The organism is Pannonibacter sp. CBAS1226 (genome assembly GCF_055685825.1).
Genome location: NZ_JBVOUO010000002.1, coordinates 625140 through 640789, shown reverse-complemented (window position 1 = coordinate 640789; position 15650 = coordinate 625140). Strand labels below are relative to the sequence as shown.

The 15650-nt window shown below is 63.2% G+C and carries 9 protein-coding genes; 8 read left to right on the top strand and 1 reads right to left on the bottom strand.

Going from position 1 to position 15650, the window contains the following annotated elements:
• Nucleotides 1-105: 105 nt before the first annotated feature.
• The 6 genes from AC0CMF_RS09940 to folD all read left to right on the top strand — a co-directional run bounded on the left by AC0CMF_RS09940 (nucleotide 106) and on the right by folD (nucleotide 8189).
• Nucleotides 106-1152, top strand: coding sequence for a GlxA family transcriptional regulator (locus AC0CMF_RS09940; protein ID WP_050471195.1), 1047 nt, complete (start codon nucleotides 106-108; stop codon nucleotides 1150-1152).
• Between the two features lie 290 nt (nucleotides 1153-1442).
• Nucleotides 1443-1928 (top strand): putative pterin-binding protein, encoded by a 486-nt coding sequence (locus AC0CMF_RS09935; protein WP_472481562.1) that lies wholly within the window; start codon nucleotides 1443-1445, stop codon nucleotides 1926-1928.
• Nucleotides 1929-1960: 32 nt separating this feature from the next.
• The gene (locus AC0CMF_RS09930) at nucleotides 1961-3955 is read left to right on the top strand and encodes a putative bifunctional diguanylate cyclase/phosphodiesterase (RefSeq protein WP_374628719.1); all 1995 of its coding nucleotides are present in this window, start codon (nucleotides 1961-1963) and stop codon (nucleotides 3953-3955) included.
• A gap of 87 nt (nucleotides 3956-4042) precedes the next feature.
• Nucleotides 4043-5713 carry a formate--tetrahydrofolate ligase gene (locus AC0CMF_RS09925; protein WP_374628717.1) on the top strand — a complete coding sequence of 557 codons (1671 nt, stop codon included), beginning with the start codon at nucleotides 4043-4045 and terminating at the stop codon, nucleotides 5711-5713.
• Between the two features lie 207 nt (nucleotides 5714-5920).
• A complete protein-coding gene (locus AC0CMF_RS09920; protein ID WP_374628715.1) occupies nucleotides 5921-7141 on the top strand; it encodes an AGE family epimerase/isomerase in 1221 nt (406 codons plus the stop codon).
• Between the two features lie 136 nt (nucleotides 7142-7277).
• Entirely contained in the window at nucleotides 7278-8189 is a 912-nt protein-coding gene (gene folD / locus AC0CMF_RS09915; RefSeq protein ID WP_374628714.1) for a bifunctional methylenetetrahydrofolate dehydrogenase/methenyltetrahydrofolate cyclohydrolase FolD, read from the top strand.
• A 282-nt stretch (nucleotides 8190-8471) separates the two neighbouring features.
• Here the strand turns inward: folD and AC0CMF_RS09910 are convergent, their stop codons facing one another.
• Complete coding sequence (locus AC0CMF_RS09910) at nucleotides 8472-8867, bottom strand: type II toxin-antitoxin system PemK/MazF family toxin (RefSeq protein ID WP_374628713.1); 396 nt, start codon at nucleotides 8865-8867, stop codon at nucleotides 8472-8474.
• Nucleotides 8868-9279: 412 nt separating this feature from the next.
• On the opposite strand from AC0CMF_RS09910, the gene AC0CMF_RS09905 reads away from it, so the two are divergent.
• Together AC0CMF_RS09905 and AC0CMF_RS09900 are read left to right on the top strand one after the other, a co-directional pair.
• Nucleotides 9280-11253, top strand: coding sequence for an autotransporter assembly complex protein TamA (locus tag AC0CMF_RS09905; RefSeq protein WP_374628712.1), 1974 nt, complete (start codon nucleotides 9280-9282; stop codon nucleotides 11251-11253).
• 6 nt (nucleotides 11254-11259) lie between these two features.
• Nucleotides 11260-15609 (top strand): translocation/assembly module TamB domain-containing protein, encoded by a 4350-nt coding sequence (locus AC0CMF_RS09900; RefSeq protein ID WP_374628711.1) that lies wholly within the window; start codon nucleotides 11260-11262, stop codon nucleotides 15607-15609.
• Nucleotides 15610-15650: the final 41 nt, after the last annotated feature.

Below are 15650 nucleotides of genomic sequence, written 5' to 3'. Positions count from 1 at the left end.
TTCCGCAAGCCTCCGATTTCTTAGATTTTCATTGACAGGCAAACCAATGATAGCGCTCCATACCGGAAAATACATAATCTTCCAGAGTTAAGGGTGCCGCGTTCCATGTCCAATTCCGGTCCGCAGCCGCACAGGTCAGATCTCGATGGGCAGACCATTGCCCTCGTCCTCTTCGACCGGTTTTCGATGATTGCCTTCACCTCCGTCGTTGAACCGCTGCGCCTTGCCAACCGGGTTCTGGGGCGGGAGTTTTACCGCTGGCGCACTTATTCCCTAGATGGAGCGGCGGTCACCGCCTCGAATGGCTGTGAGATCAGCGTGAACCATAGCATCCGCGAACTGGAGGATGCGGATATCACCCTGCTGTGCAGCGGCATCGATGTGGAGCGGCTGCCGCTGGACAAGGAACTGGGCACACGGCTGCGGAAGCTGAATTCACGCGGGCGCACCTTCGGCGCCATCTGCACCGGCGCCTATCTGCTGGCCCGCTACGGCCTTCTGGAGGGGCGGCGCTGCACGCTGCACTGGGAAAACCTGCGCTCCTTCCGCGAGGAATTTCCTGGCGTAGACGTGTCCTCCGACATTTTCGCCATTGACCGCAACTGCATCACCTGCGGCGGCGGCATGGCCTCTCTGGACATGATGCTGCGGCTCATCGCCATCCGGCACGGGGCTGCGCTGGCGCATGAGGTTGCCGAGGTGGCCCTCTACCAGAACATGCGCTCGGGCGAGAGCGCGCAGCGCCATGACATCGAGGCACGCACCGGCATCTCCAATGCCAAGATCCTCGAAGCCATCCGCATCATGGACATGCATATCGAGGATCCCCTCTCCTGCCAGCAACTGGCGATGACGGTGAACCTGTCACCCCGCCAGTTGGAGCGGCTGTTCCGGCGCCACTTCAACTGCACGCCGGGACAATACTATCTGAAACTGCGCCTCGAGACGGCCCGTGACCTTCTGCGGCGCACCTCACGTGCCGTGCTGGATGTGGCCATTGCCTGCGGCTTTGCCTCCACATCGCATTTCACCAAATGCTACCGGGAACGCTTCCTCGTCACCCCGACGGAAGAGCGCAACACCTATCAAGGCGGCAACCGGGCTTCGCGCAGCACGCGCATGCAGCTCCGGCAGGCAGCTGTGCCGGTCTGAATCCACCTGAAAGACCTGAGATCATGATAGCCGCGTCAGCCCCCAGGCTGGCGCGGCGCATTTCTCGTGATGCGTGTATAATTTATCCAAGTACGCCAAATTTTACCATTTCCTTAGCGAATTGACCTATTACCAGCACTGCAGCCCCGGGAACGCGCTTCCCCATTGGGAATGCACCCTTTGACGTTAGGTCACAAAAGGATAATTGCCTAAAATTTTACCGGTTTCCTTTACCCAGTCTTGGATGGGAAAAGGCTACTCTAATTTTATTCATATTGCGGAGAGTTCCGATGCGTCTCCTTACTGTCATTTTTGCCAGCGTTCTTTTTCTCATCTCATTTTTTCCAGCGGCATCAACAGCTTCCGGCGCCCCCACTATACTGACGATTGACGGAAAACTCCCCTCAGGCCCCATCGCCATGACAATGGAAGAGATTGAGGCCTTGGGGATGGAGAGCATGACAACGGTTACGCCCTGGCATGATGGTCCGGTAACGTTTGAAGGTGTTCTCTTTGCAAGGCTCATGGCCCATGCAGGCGTGAAAGATGGCACGGTCGAGGTGATGGCCCTCAACAGCTACTTCGTCCAGATGCCGTTTGACGACGTTGTTCAGGCGAAAGGCCTTCTGGCAACACGGCAGAACGGCAAGCATATGCCCGTGGCAGACAAAGGCCCTCTTTTTCTGATCTTCCCTTTCAGTGACAGGCCTGACCTCAAGACGGAAAGCTACTATTCGCGCGCGGTCTGGCAGATCCGCCAGATCACCATCAGGTAACAAGCCCTCCCCTCTTACTGGTGACTGTTGCCATGACGATATGGTTCCGGCGAATAACTGTTCTACTCTTCATTTGTCTGGCCGCTGCTGCCTTAATCCTGCCCTATATCACAGCAGCCAACCAGAGCGCCGTCATTCAGGCCAAGCGCTACGACATTGCCTGGACCGGCTTCAACGGCCGTCTGGAGGTTTCGACCCTGCGCGAACTGGTCGCGCGCTATGCAGCGACGGGGGACAAGTCCGCCGCAAGCGAAGCGCAGCTCTACTATCAGATCATGATCGGCCGCATGAAAACCTGGAGCTCCGGACAGTTCCGGACCTTCCTGGAGCTGTCCGCCGAGCGGGTCGCGCGGTTCGAGCAGCTGGCAGCTGATCTGGAGGCGCTTGAACCGCTGTTCGACCGGATCGAAGACCCCAGCGCACAGCTCGAAATCATCGACCGTATGGTTCCGGTCAAGGCCGCTGTCGACCGTATTGGCGGGGAAGCCTATAGCCTGAGCCTTGTCGAGGCAGACAAGATCCGGGAACGGATTCAGACCTCCATGACGGCAGGGCACTGGCTGACCTATGCCCTTCTTGCTGTCGGCGGGGTGCTTCTGGCCAGTCTTTTCCTGCAGAACAGAACGCTGGTGGCCGCCCGGGCCCAGGCGGAGCGTTCGGCAGCCGATCATGCCTTCGTTGCCCGCCACGATCAGCTTACCTCCCTGCCGAACCGCTTGGCCTTTCAGGACTTTTTCCGCGCTGAACTGCAGCGCAAGAGCAGCCGCCCGCTTGCCGTGCTCGCCATTGACCTTGACGGCTTCAAGACCGTCAATGACACGCTCGGCCATGCCGCAGGTGATGCCCTGCTGAACGGCGTCGGCCAGCGGCTCACCAGCATCGTCTCGCTCTGGGAAAATGCCATTGCAGCCCGTTTCGGCGGCGATGAGTTCCTCGTCCTGCTGCGCACGGAGAACGGGCTTCAGGATGCCCGCCAGAAGGCCGAGTTTCTGCTGAAGGCCCTGCGGGAGCCTTATCACATGAAACATGGCACCGTGCTGGTGGATGCCACGATCGGTCTTGCTGTCGATGGCCCCGGGCTTCAGGACCGGACACAGCTCCCCGACAACGCCGATCTTGCCCTCAGCCTTGCCAAGGGCCGGGCCAAGGGGATCGTGCAACTGTTCGATGCCGGCATGCGGGCCAACCTGTCCCGGCGGCGGCAAATCGAAGCCGATCTGCATCCGGCGATCATGGCCGGCGATATTCTCCCCTTTTACCAGCCGCAGGTGGAACTTGGCACCGGACGCATCATCGGTGTGGAGGCGCTGGCCCGCTGGACCCACCCTCAGCTGGGGCGCATCGGACCGGATGAATTCGTGCCGATAGCCGAAGGCTCAGGCAAGGTTGTCGACATGGGCCGCTCCATTCTGCAGCAGGCCTGTTCGGATGCCGCCCGCGTTCTGGGTACGCTGCCTGTGTCGGTCAATCTCTCCGTGGCCCAGATCCTGCGCGATGACCTGCTCGAGACCGTGCGCCAGATCCTGCTCGACACCGGCCTTGCACCAGGACGGCTGCGGCTGGAAGTGACCGAATCCATTCTGATGAGTGACACGGCACGCTGCATCTCGACGCTCAACAGACTGAAGCAGCTTGGCGTGACGATAGCCCTGGACGATTTCGGCACCGGTTATTCGTCCCTCTCCTATCTGCGCCAGTTCGACTGGGACGAGCTGAAAGTCGACCGCAGCTTCGTGCGGTCCCTGTCTTCGGACCCGCAGAGCAAGTCGATCATCGAAGCCGTGGTCAGCCTGGCGCGTGACTTGAACATTGCGGTGACCGTGGAAGGCGTAGAGACGCTGGAGCAGCAAGCACTGCTGCAGAAGGCGGGATGCTCCAAAGGACAGGGCTATCTGTTCGGGGCAGCCGTGCCGCTGGAAGCGCTCGCTGCCAAGATCATGGATCAGGCTGGCGGGCACGGGCTTTTGACCCAGGATCCAAGCGGCAGAAGCCGGTTTACTGTCATTGACACCCAGGCCAGCTCCTGACCTTAAAAAACAAGAATTCTCTCCCCCGCAAGCCCCCGGCAGGCTACCAAGGTGAGAAAGCACCAGACTGATTCCAGGGGAGCATACATGGCGAGCGACATTGAGATCGCGCGGGCAGCACACTTGCTGCCGATGAGAGATATTGCTGCGAAGCTCGCCATTCCGGAAGAGGCACTTGAGCCCTTTGGCAAGACCAAGGCCAAGGTCTCCGGCGAATTCATCGCCAATGTGCAGAGCCGCCCGAAGGGCCGGCTCATCCTCGTCACCGCCATTAACCCAACGCCGGCCGGCGAAGGCAAGACGACGACAACCGTCGGTCTCGGCGACGGCCTGTCGCGTATCGGCCGGAAGACCGCGATCTGCCTGCGCGAGCCTTCGCTCGGCCCCTGCTTTGGCGTCAAGGGGGGAGCGGCCGGCGGCGGCAAGGCGCAGGTGGTGCCGATGGAGGACATCAACCTTCATTTCACCGGCGATTTCCACGCCATCACCTCGGCCCACAACCTGCTGGCGGCGCTGATCGACAACCACCTGCACTGGGGCAACGCGCTGGGACTGGACCCGCAGCGCATCGCCTTCCGCCGTGTGATGGACATGAACGACCGGGCCCTGCGCGCCATCGTCACCGGTCTGGGCGGACGGGCCAATGGCACAACGCGGGAAGCAGGTTTCGACATCACTGTTGCCTCGGAGGTGATGGCGATCCTCTGTCTTGCGACGGATCTTGATGACCTGCAGCGCCGTCTTGGCGATATCGTGGTTGGTACCCGCACGGACCGCAGCCCGGTGACGGCGCGCGATCTGGGCGCCGACGGCGCCATGACCGTGCTGCTGCGTCAGGCCTTCCAGCCCAATCTGGTGCAGACGCTGGAGCATACGCCCGCCTTTGTCCACGGCGGCCCCTTCGCCAACATCGCCCATGGCTGCAATTCCGTGGTAGCGACGCAGACGGCCCTGCGGCTGGCTGACTATGTGGTGACGGAAGCCGGCTTCGGCGCGGATCTTGGGGCGGAAAAGTTCTTCGACATCAAGTGCCGCAAGGCGGGCCTTGAGCCGGCTGCCGTGGTTCTCGTTGCAACAGTCCGTGCCCTCAAGATGAACGGCGGCATCGCCAAGGCCGATCTTGGCCATGAGAATGTGGCCGCTGTCGAGGCCGGCCTGTGCAATCTCGGCCGCCACATCGAGAACCTGCGCCAGTTCGGCGTTCCGGTTGTCGTGGCCCTCAACCACTTTACTTCGGACACGGATGCGGAAATCGCTGCCATTACCGCCTATTGCCGCAATCTCGGCGTCGAGGCCATTCTGGCGACCCACTGGGCCGAAGGCTCGAAGGGCACGGAAGCTCTCGCCAACAAAGTGGTGGAACTGGCGGAAGGCGGCAGCGCCCGCTTTGTGCCGCTTTATCCGGATGAAATGCCCCTGACGGACAAGATCGAAACCGTGGCCCGGAAGATCTACCGGGCCGGCTCGATTTCCTTTGACGCCGCCGCCCGCCGCCAGCTGGAGCGCTGGCAGGAGAGCGGATACGGCCATCTGCCGGTCTGCATGGCCAAGACCCAATATTCCTTCTCCGCCAACCCCGCCCTGCTGGGGGCACCGGAAGGGCACACCCTGCCGGTGCGAGAAGTGCGGCTGTCGGCAGGTGCCGGGTTCATCGTTGCCATCTGCGGCGACATCATGACCATGCCCGGCCTGCCCCGCCATCCGGCGGCACTCGACATTCACCTGAATGCGGACGGTCAGGTGGAGGGTCTGTTCTGAGGCGCGGGAGGGATACGCGTTCTCCAGATACGCCAGACCGGTTGCGGATGGATGCACCTTTTCAAGCCTCCGCAAATCAGACAATAACTATGTCCGCTTGTCTGACATCAAGGTTCCGCTGCGGCCTGTCCATGCGGCAGAGGCTGTGCTAGTAGAACTACTGAGAACCGCCGTATGCTGCCGCGCCGCAGAGAACTGGATTGTGCTGTGATATCATCCGCTTCTACGTCTCCGGCACTCGCCGCCATCAAAGATCTCGATCTGCGCCTGAGAACCTGGCTCTGCGGCGCTGCGCTGCCGCTTTGGCTGAAGGCCGGGTTTGATGCGCAGACAGGACGCTTTGCCGAGACCCTGTCCATCGATGAAGCCCTGGCGCCCGGGAGCGGCATGGTGCGCGCACGTGTTGCCCCGCGGCAGATCTACAGCCTGATCGAGGGCACAAGGCTGGGGTTCAAGGACCCTGAAGCGCTCAACATGGCGGCGAAGGGGATGGCGTACTTTCGCGATACCTATCTTGACGAGCGCGATCTTGTGATCAACGCCGTAAGCATCGACGCAAAGACGCGCGACACGGCGTTTGATCTCTACAATCAGGCCTTTGCACTTTTTGGGCTCGCCACTGCAGCCATTGCCTTTCCGGCGCGGACGGCGGATCTGCTGGCACGGGCCGACAGAACCCTTCTGCAGCTCTTGAGAGAATACGCCCACCCGGCAGGCGGTTTTCACGAGGCCAATCCACCGCGCGCGCCGCTCTGCTCCAACCCGCACATGCACATGCTGGAGGCATGCCTTGCCATGGAAGACGCGGGCGGCGGCATGCGCTGGCGGGATCTGGCGGACCAGATCGCAACTCTTGCCCTCACCCGCTTCATAGATCCGGCGACCGGTGCCCTGCATGAGTTTTTCACGCTCGACTGGTCGCTGCCCGAAGACCCGGCGAAGCAGGCGGTGGAGCCTGGTCATCAGTTTGAATGGGCCTGGCTGCTGCTGACCTGGGCAAGGCGGCGCGGCCGGACGGCGGAAGTGCTGCCAGTTGCTGTCCGGCTTGTGGAGATTGGCGAGACCTGCGGCGTGGATCCGGCTCGGGACGCCGCCTTCATGTCCCTCAATGCAGACCTGAGCCCACGCGACACAATGGCCCGCCTCTGGGGCCAGACGGAGTGGCTGAAGGCGGGCATTGCACTGGCCGAGACACTGGCCGAGACGCTGGCCGAAACACCGAATGGAGAGAAGCGGGAAGAAGCGCTGGCATCCATCCTGCGGGCTGGCAAGGCACTGGAGACCTATCTCGACGTTCCCTTGCGCGGGTTGTGGCGTGACAAGTGGCGCGCGGACGGCAGTTTCGTGGACGAGCCTGCACCGGCGAGTTCGCTCTATCACATCGTCTGCGCCATCTCCTGTCTCGCCGCTTTCGCCCGCACGTTCTGAAGCCGTTCAAAAGCGGCGGCGGAAAGACACGGAAACCGGCCTGAAACCTCTTTTCAGCGCGGGCCTTGCTGCCTATGGTGCGCGCAAAATCAGCTAGCCGGTGCGCCTCCCGCGCCGCTTGTGAAAGACATGACCCATGAGCAAGGCAAACCTCATTGACGGCAAGGCGGTTGCCGCCTCCGTGCGCAGCGAAATTACGGCCCGTGCCGCACGGCTTCTGGCAGAAACCGGCAAGCGGCCAGGGCTGGCGGTGGTGCTCGTGGGGGAGGATCCGGCCAGCCAGGTCTATGTGCGCAACAAGGACCGGGCGGCGGAAGCCTGCGGCTTTCACTCGGTCAAGCACACCTTGGCCGCAGACACGTCCGAGGCCAGCCTGCTGGCACTGGTGACGCAGCTCAACGAAGACGATGCCATTCACGGCATTCTGGTGCAGTTGCCCCTGCCCGGCCATATCGATGAGACCAAGGTGCTGCGCCTGATCCGCCCGGAGAAGGATGTGGACGGTTTCCACCCGGTCAATGTGGGCCTCCTGGCAACCGGTGCCCGTGACACGGCGCTTGTGCCCTGCACCCCGGCTGGCAGTCTCGTGCTGCTGAAGCGCACGCTTCAGACACCGCTCGCCGGCCTCAATGCGGTTGTCATCGGCCGCTCCAATATCGTCGGCAAGCCGATGGCCGCACTGCTGCTGGCCGAAAGCTGCACCGTGACCATCGCCCACAGCCGCACGAAGGACCTTCCCGAAGTGGTGCGCGGCGCCGATATCGTCGTGGCCGCCGTCGGCCGCCCGGAAATGGTGCGCGGCAGCTGGATCAAGCCCGGCGCAACCGTGATCGACGTGGGCATCAACCGCGTGCCCGATCCGGCGAAGGGCGAAGGCGCAACAAAGCTCGTGGGAGACGTTGCCTTCGCAGAAGCTGCCGAAGTGGCAGGCGCCATCACGCCCGTGCCCGGCGGCGTCGGCCCGATGACCATCGCCATGCTGATGGCCAACACCCTCACCGCCGCCCGCCGCCAGCTTGGCGTGACACCGGAGCCGGAGCTGTTCTGATCAGGCATGCCGGTTCTGCCCACGTTCTTGACCAGGCGGGGCATTGGGATATCTGGAAAGAACTTGCAATAAGGAATATCAGAAAGACCAAAGCCACCCGTGAGGGTGGCTTGGCTTATATGTCCCTGAAACAGGGAGACGGTGACGCGTTCCCACGCCCCGCATATGATCTGAAGATACTGGCATGGTGTCTTTCTGTCAAGAATCGGTGGCCCTTCAGCAGCCCTGCGATCAACGCGCTGGACCAACTCTCGATGAAACAATCTTCATTGAGCGCTCGTATTACCGCCAGCCGGCCAGAAGCGAATGCATCAGTTCAAGAATGGGGGTCAGCTCGGCAGTCTCAAGCCGGGGAGGCTTTGCATGAATAAAGTCAAGGCGTGACGTTGCAACTGTCATGACATGGTCACAGACAACCCAGCAGCGCTTCCCGTTGATCTTGTTACTGGCGCCTTGCGAAAGTTCAATGCTGTTTGCATAATTCTCGTTGTCCTGATCTGTTGTGATCGGAAGTATCATCACCTTTCCATGCAAGGTATTTTTCCTTGAGATGATAACGACAGGCCGCTTCTTCCAGAACTCCGGAATATGAATGTGCTCCTCTGGGTGCAGACTGCACCAGTACAAGCTGCCGACCTTCGGAGCAGCCTTGATCTTCACAGGATACTTGATAGCCAATCTTTCTGCCCCATTCCCCTATTGCGGCATGATGATGTCTAAACCGGTAACTGCATACAGAAAAAATACACCTTATACCAAGGCGCTGAGATGCTGACGCATCACGCCTTGAAATTGCTCAAGCGCCGCCAGCTTGGCGTGGCACCGGAGCCGGAGCTGTTCTGAGGTTTCCGGTGTTTTCCCTGCCCTGCGGAAGGCTTGCCAGGGTGGTCTCAATCTTTGGAAACTATTGACACTTCTGCGTCAGACTAACACCGGGGATTGGGGTATCTCCGGGCTCCCGTATGGTTAGCAAGAGGCTCGCCAACGGCGTCCGGCCGTGCCATACAGGGGCATGACGCTGCGCTTCGCGCGAGGATATGGGACACGCCGGGAAACAGACCGGCATGAGGTTTGGGACGGTAGCAAGTTGATGCGTCTTCCGTCAGAAGACAGGCTCGGGCCGGATTTCCGGCTCCGCAGCACCACCGCTGTGCCGGCCGCCCGGCAGGTGATGTTGCCGCGTGCTCTCCGGCTGCCTGCGGCATGCCTTGCCGTGACCTTTGTTCTGTCCGCATCACCGCTGGCCACTCCTGTGGCCGCTTTCGAACTGTTTGGCGTGCGCCTGTGGGGCAGCAGCGAAACGGTGGCGCCCGATGCCCTGCCCTATGAGGCCGAACTGAACCTCTCCGGCGGATCGGATGACCTGGAGGACCAGCTGGAATCAGCCTCCGTTCTGATATCCGAGATGAGCTCTCCGCCCTCCGGCAGCGACGGTTTGATCGCACGCGCCCTCAATGATTTCGACAGGCTGGTGGCTCAGCTCTACCTGCAAGGCTTTTACGGCGGCACCGTCAACATCCAGCTTGGCGGGCAGCCTCTGCAGAGCGTGCTGGAGCGGGGAGAAATTCCAGGTCCGCGCCCCGTGCAGGTGTCGGTCAACGTGACGGCAGGACCGCTGTTCACCTTCGGCAACCTTCAGGTTTCCACCGGTGCACCGGGTGTTCCCGACAGCCCTCAGACCTGGGGCCTTGTGCCTGGCGAAACGGCCAACTCCGCCAAGATCGTTGCCGCCGAACGGCAGATCGTCAATGCGCTGCACCAGAATGGCTATCCCAAGGCCCGGATCGCGAACCGCGACATCACCGCCGACCATGCCACCGGACGGCTGGACGTGGAACTGACGGCAGAGGCTGGCCCGGCGGCCACTTTCGGCACGGTGACCGTGGAGGGGACAAACGTCACCGATGCGGCGTTTGTTGCGGAAATGGCCAATATCCCCGAGGGGGAACGCTACGATCCGGAGGTCCTGGCCAAGGCGCAGAAGCGGCTGAATGATCTCGGCATCTTTGCTTCGGTCAGCATGGTCGAGGGCGAGGTTGCCGGAGCCGATGGCAGGATGCCCATCACCATTCAGGTGGCGGAGCGCAAGCGCCATGTGCTGGGCGCCGGCGCCACATGGTCCAGTTCCGAGGGCGGCGGCGTCGAAGCCTATTGGCGGCGGCGCAATCTCTTCGGCAAGGGCGAGCTGCTGAGCGTTGAAGGATCCGTCGGCCGGCTTGGCAACCAGGCGGCCAAGAACATGGAATATGCGGCACGGATCGCCTTCGAGAAGCCCGGCGTCTTCGGGCCGCTGACGAGCTTCTCCACAAGCCTTGGTGCCAAGCAGGAAACGCCGGATGCCTACACCAGCCGGTCGGTCTCGGGCGATGCCTATCTGCGGCGCACTTTCTCGGACCAGCTGTCTGGCCGGGTGGGTGCGCAGGTCAGCTTCATTGACGAGACGGATGCCTTCGGCAACCGCACGTATCTTCTCGCCGGCATCCCGGCGGAACTGACCTATGACACCCGCGACGATGTGTTCAATCCGTCGCGCGGGCTGCTGGCGGTCGCCTTTGCAGAACCAGCCTATGACATCCGCAATGGCAACGGCATGATGTTCATGAAGGGCTCCTTCTCCACCTATGCCGCGCTGGATGATGCCAAACGCTTCATCCTTGCCGGACGTGTGGCGGCAGGCAGCATCGTGGCGCCGGGCGTCGATGATGTGCCGGCAAGCCGCAGGTTCTTTGCCGGTGGCGGCGGATCCATCCGCGGCTATGCCTACCGCAACACCGGCCCGCGCCGGAACGAGCAGGTCACCGGCGGGCGCAGCATGGTGGAACTCTCCGGCGAGGTGCGCGTTCGCATCACGGAGAGCTTTGGCGTCGTCGGCTTTGTCGATGCAGGCAATACCTACAGCGCCATCGCCCCGGACCTTTCCCGCCCCTTCAAGATCGGTGTGGGCGGCGGCATCCGCTATTTCACGCCGATCGGCCCCTTGCGGCTGGATGTGGCGGTCCCACTTTCGCCGGAAAAAGATGATCCGAAGTTCGGAATCTATCTTGGACTGAGCCAGGCATTCTAAAGGCCCATGACCGCAACACGACGCATCCTGAAGGGTCTTGGCATTGCCGCCCTGACGACGACGGCTCTGACCGGCCTTGCGCTGGCACTGCTGCCGACGCCCCTTGGCGAGGCTGCGGCCGAGCGGCTGGCCAACCGTTTTCTGGATACCGCAGACGGCGGTGCACGGCTGTCAGGCCTGACCATCGGCTGGAATGGCAACATCGGGCTCGACAGGCTGGAACTGACGGATCCTGTTGGCACTTATGGTGAAATTGAAAATCTCAGCATCGTCTGGAGCCCGTTGGCCCTGTTCGGGCTTTCGCTGAACATCGACAGCGTGAGCGCACAGCGCGTCGCCCTGCAGCGCCGCCCTGCGCTGCCGGAGACGGCCAGCAATGACCAGCAGGACGGCTTCAAGCCGCCTTTGCGCCGGATCACGCTTGGGCGTCTCAACATCGCCGAGGCCGACCTTGGTGAAGATGTTGCAGGCGCCCCGATGCGCTTTTCCGTCAGGGGGCAGGCATCGGCCTCGGGACCAGCTGATTCGGTCAATGCTTCCCTCAACATCGAGCGGACCGACGGCATCCGAGGCGTGATTTCGGGCCAGCTTGCCTATGTTTCCCAGTCCGGCGCCCTCACCCTGTCCCTGAGGGCAAGCGAGCCGCGCGGCGGGCTTGTCGCGCGGCTTGCCGGGATCGAGGGTCTTCCTGCGGTTGACCTCAACCTCGATGGCTCCGGCCCATTGGACAACTGGGCCGCCAATCTGGCCGTTGCACTGGATGGCCGGCGCACTGTCACCGGGGCCGCACAGCTGGCCCGTACCGATGCCGGGAGAGAGCTGAAGCTGGCTTTGACCGGGCAGCTGGAGCCGCTGGTGCCACCGGCTGCCTCGGCGCTGGCGGCAGGCGACACGCAGGCTGATCTCAGCCTGATGATGTCGCAGGACTACAAGCCCCTGTCGGCTTCGCTTGCCGTGACCACCCGCACCCTGCAGGCCAATGCCAGCGGCAGCCTCGACCCCGTGTCAGGGGCCCTTTCGGCAAAAACGGATGCACGGATTGCCGCAGGCGGGGATGCGCTTCTGGCTCTGGAAGCTGACGGCCAGCGCTACATCATGCAGGCCCTGTCGCTGACAGGAAACATTTCGGGCTCCCTCGCCAAGGCGGATTGGAACCTCAATCTGCAGGGAGACCGCCTGTCGGCGCCGCAAGGGGCACTGGAGCGGCTGCAACTGTCCGCAACCGGTATCGGCGCCGAACTCAAGAATGACTTCCGCCTGCCCTTCTCTGCCCGGCTCACTCTGGGCGGGCTGCAACCGGCAGACGCCAGTCTCTCCAGTCTGGCAGGCGACTCCAGCCTGGAAATCGTCGGCCAGCTTCTCGGCAACCAGAAGCAGGTGTCCATTGGCCGCGGCATCCTGAGCGCTCCGGGCGTACAGATGCGCCTGCAGGAAGGCGTGATCGCCCACTCGAACGCCCGGCTTGCCGCAGAACTGACCCTTGCTGACCTTTCCCGCTTCTCGGGCATGACCGGCCTTGAAACCTCCGGGGCGCTGGCCATGAACATGGTGGTGGAGGGCAATCCCTCCCAGCAGGCGGGCTCCATCCGCGCCTCGATAGCCGGAACGAATGTCGCGACCGGTCTCGAACAGGTGGACAGGCTGCTGGCCGGCGCGCTGGAAGGACAGCTGGAAGCCGGCATCAACAGCAGCGGGGAGATTGCCTTCCGGCGGTTTGCGCTTGGCACCTCTGCACTGAAACTGGATGGAACCGGGAAACTCGGCACAGGCGGAACCGCCCCCACTGTCGACGGTGAGGTGAAGGCAGTGCTGACGCGGGTGGACGAGATCGACCCGCGGCTGACAGGTGCGCTGGAGGCGTCCGTGAGGGCGAATGGCCCCCTGTCCGGTCCGGACGTCAGCCTCAGCGCCAAATCCGCGCAGCTGACGCTTGCAGGCACGCCCCTGACGGATCTGGTGCTGGAGCTGGACGGCAAGGCCGATGCAGCAGCCCCGGCAGGTGCTCTGCGCCTCAGCGGCAGCCTGAACGGCGCGCCGCTGACCGCCCGTGCCGATGTCAGTTCCTCGCAAGGCGCAGCCGACGTCAGGAACATTTCTTTCGTCGCGGGGCGAAACGAACTCAATGGCGCCTTGAGCGTTGCAAGCCTCACCCGTGCCCTCGAAACCCTGACGGGCGAGCTTGTCTTCAAGGGCGCGGCGCTTGAGGACCTGTCGCCGCTGCTGCTGACGCCGGTCTCGGGCACGCTGGATGCAACGGCGCGCATTTCCGCCAATCAGAGCGGCCCGCAAGTCAGCCTGACGGCCAGCGGGCGCAACGTGGCCTATCAGGACAACCGCGTCGGCACGCTTGCCATCAATGGCGAGGTTTTTGATCTCCTCGGTGTGCCGCAGGCACGCGGCAAGCTGGAGGCCCGCCAGATCATGGCCGGTGCAACCGCCGTCGAGAGCCTCACCCTATCGGCAGAAAGCGATGGCACGCGCACGGGCTTCACACTCGACACCCGTCTGCAGGGCGCCGATGGCGTGTCGGCCACCGGCAGCCTGACGGCCACCGCGGCCGGTTTCGATCTGGCGCTGGAACGGCTGCAGGGCAGCTACAGCGGCTTGAAGACCACTCTCGCCCGCCCGGCTCGGCTGACCTATGAGGGCGCCGTGGCCCGGATCGAGCCGCTGCAGCTGGCGCTCGGCAGCGGGCGGCTGGACATTTCCGGCACGGCGGGCGACAGGCTCGACATCAAGGCGGCGCTGGCCGATGTGCCGCTGGCGCTCGGCAATGCCTTTGCGCCTGGTTACGGCCTCGGCGGCACGTTAAGCGGTACGGCCACGGTCACCGGCGCGGCCGCTGCGCCGCAAGCGTCGTGGAACCTCTCCGGGCGGGGACTGACCGCATCCTTGCTGACGCAGAACGGCATCACCTCGCTTGGGCTGGACAGCACCGGCGCCTATTCCGGCAACCGCATCACCCAGACCACCCGCATCACCGGCGCGGACGGGCTGGCGCTGACAGCGGACGGCCCGGTGAATCTGGCCGGGGCAGGCTCACTGGATATCGGCGTCAACGGTTCGGTGCCGCTGGGCCTTGCCCGCGTGCGCCTGACGGAAATGGGATACCGGGGCGCAGGCACGCTGGCCGTCAGCGGCCGGATCAGCGGGCCGATGACCAATCCGGCGTTCAATCTTCAGATGCAGCCGCAGGGGCTGGAGCTGACGGAGCTTGCCACCGGCCTCACCCTGCGCGATTTCGCCGGCTCCATCGGCGCCACGCGCGAGCAGATCACAATCTCGGACCTCAACGCCGCAATTTCGGCAGGCGGCCGGGTTTCCGCCAATGGCACGGTCGGACTTGGTGAGGGGCTTCCGGCGGAGCTGGCCATTCAGGCTGTGAACGCACGCTACAGCGACGGGCGTGTGGTGACGGCGGACCTGAACGCAGACCTCAGGCTCTCCGGCCCTCTGGCAGGGACCGGTACGGGCGGGCAGCTGAGCGGAACCGTCAACATCAGCACCGCCAACATCAACATTCCGCAAAGCCTGCCGGGTGCCCTGTCGCCCCTCGCAGTGCGGCATGTGAATGCGCCCAAGCCGGTGCGGGCACAGATTGCAGAGCTGCAGGCCGAAGGCGGCAGCAGCGGCGGACAGCAAAGTTCCGCCTCCGCCCCGATCGGGCTGGACATCACCCTGTCCGCGCCCTCCCGCGTGTTCGTGCGCGGCCGCGGCGTCGATGCGGAACTCGGTGGCACGCTGCGGCTGACCGGCACCACGGCCAATCCGCAGGCCCTTGGCGGCTTCACCCTGCGCCGTGGCCTGCTCGACATCCTGACGCGGCGGCTGACCTTCTCGCGCGGCTCCATCGGCTTCACAGGCTCGCTGACGCCAAATCTGGATTTCCTGGCGGCAACGTCAGCCAGCTCGACGTCGATCAACGTGACGGTGACGGGCAGCGCGGCGGATCCGGTGATCGACCTCACCTCAAGCCCTGCCCTGCCGCAGGACGAGATTCTGGCGCAGCTGCTGTTCGACCGCTCGGTGACCAACCTGTCGCCGACCCAGATCGCCCAGCTCGCGGCTGCCGTGACGTCGCTCACCGGTGGCAGTGACACCGGACCTCTGTCACAGCTGCGCAAGTCTCTCGGCCTGGATGCTGTGGATGTGAACCTTGGCGGCGCGGATGGGCCCTCGCTCTCCGCCGGGCGCTACATCAACGAGAACATCTATCTGGGTGTGGAACAGGGAACTTCCGCCAATTCCAGCCGGGTGAAGGTCGATATCGACCTCAACCGCAACCTCAAGGCCCGCGGTGAAGTGGGGGCAGACGGCTCGTCAAAGGCCGGTATCTTCTACGAAAAGGAGTATTGAGGCGAGGGGGCCGCAGGCCAGGTCCGCCTCTCTCTGTCCAT

Excerpts from the sequence above, each read along its gene's own strand:
- AC0CMF_RS09940 (WP_050471195.1), top strand. The coding sequence starts at position 106 with ATGTCCAATTCCGGTCCGCAGCCGCACAGGTCAGATCTCGATGGGCAG.
- AC0CMF_RS09935 (WP_472481562.1), top strand. The coding sequence starts at position 1,443 with ATGCGTCTCCTTACTGTCATTTTTGCCAGCGTTCTTTTTCTCATCTCA.
- AC0CMF_RS09930 (WP_374628719.1), top strand. The coding sequence starts at position 1,961 with ATGACGATATGGTTCCGGCGAATAACTGTTCTACTCTTCATTTGTCTG.
- AC0CMF_RS09925 (WP_374628717.1), top strand. The coding sequence starts at position 4,043 with ATGGCGAGCGACATTGAGATCGCGCGGGCAGCACACTTGCTGCCGATG.
- folD (WP_374628714.1), top strand. The coding sequence starts at position 7,278 with ATGAGCAAGGCAAACCTCATTGACGGCAAGGCGGTTGCCGCCTCCGTG.
- AC0CMF_RS09905 (WP_374628712.1), top strand. The coding sequence starts at position 9,280 with ATGCGTCTTCCGTCAGAAGACAGGCTCGGGCCGGATTTCCGGCTCCGC.
- AC0CMF_RS09900 (WP_374628711.1), top strand. The coding sequence starts at position 11,260 with ATGACCGCAACACGACGCATCCTGAAGGGTCTTGGCATTGCCGCCCTG.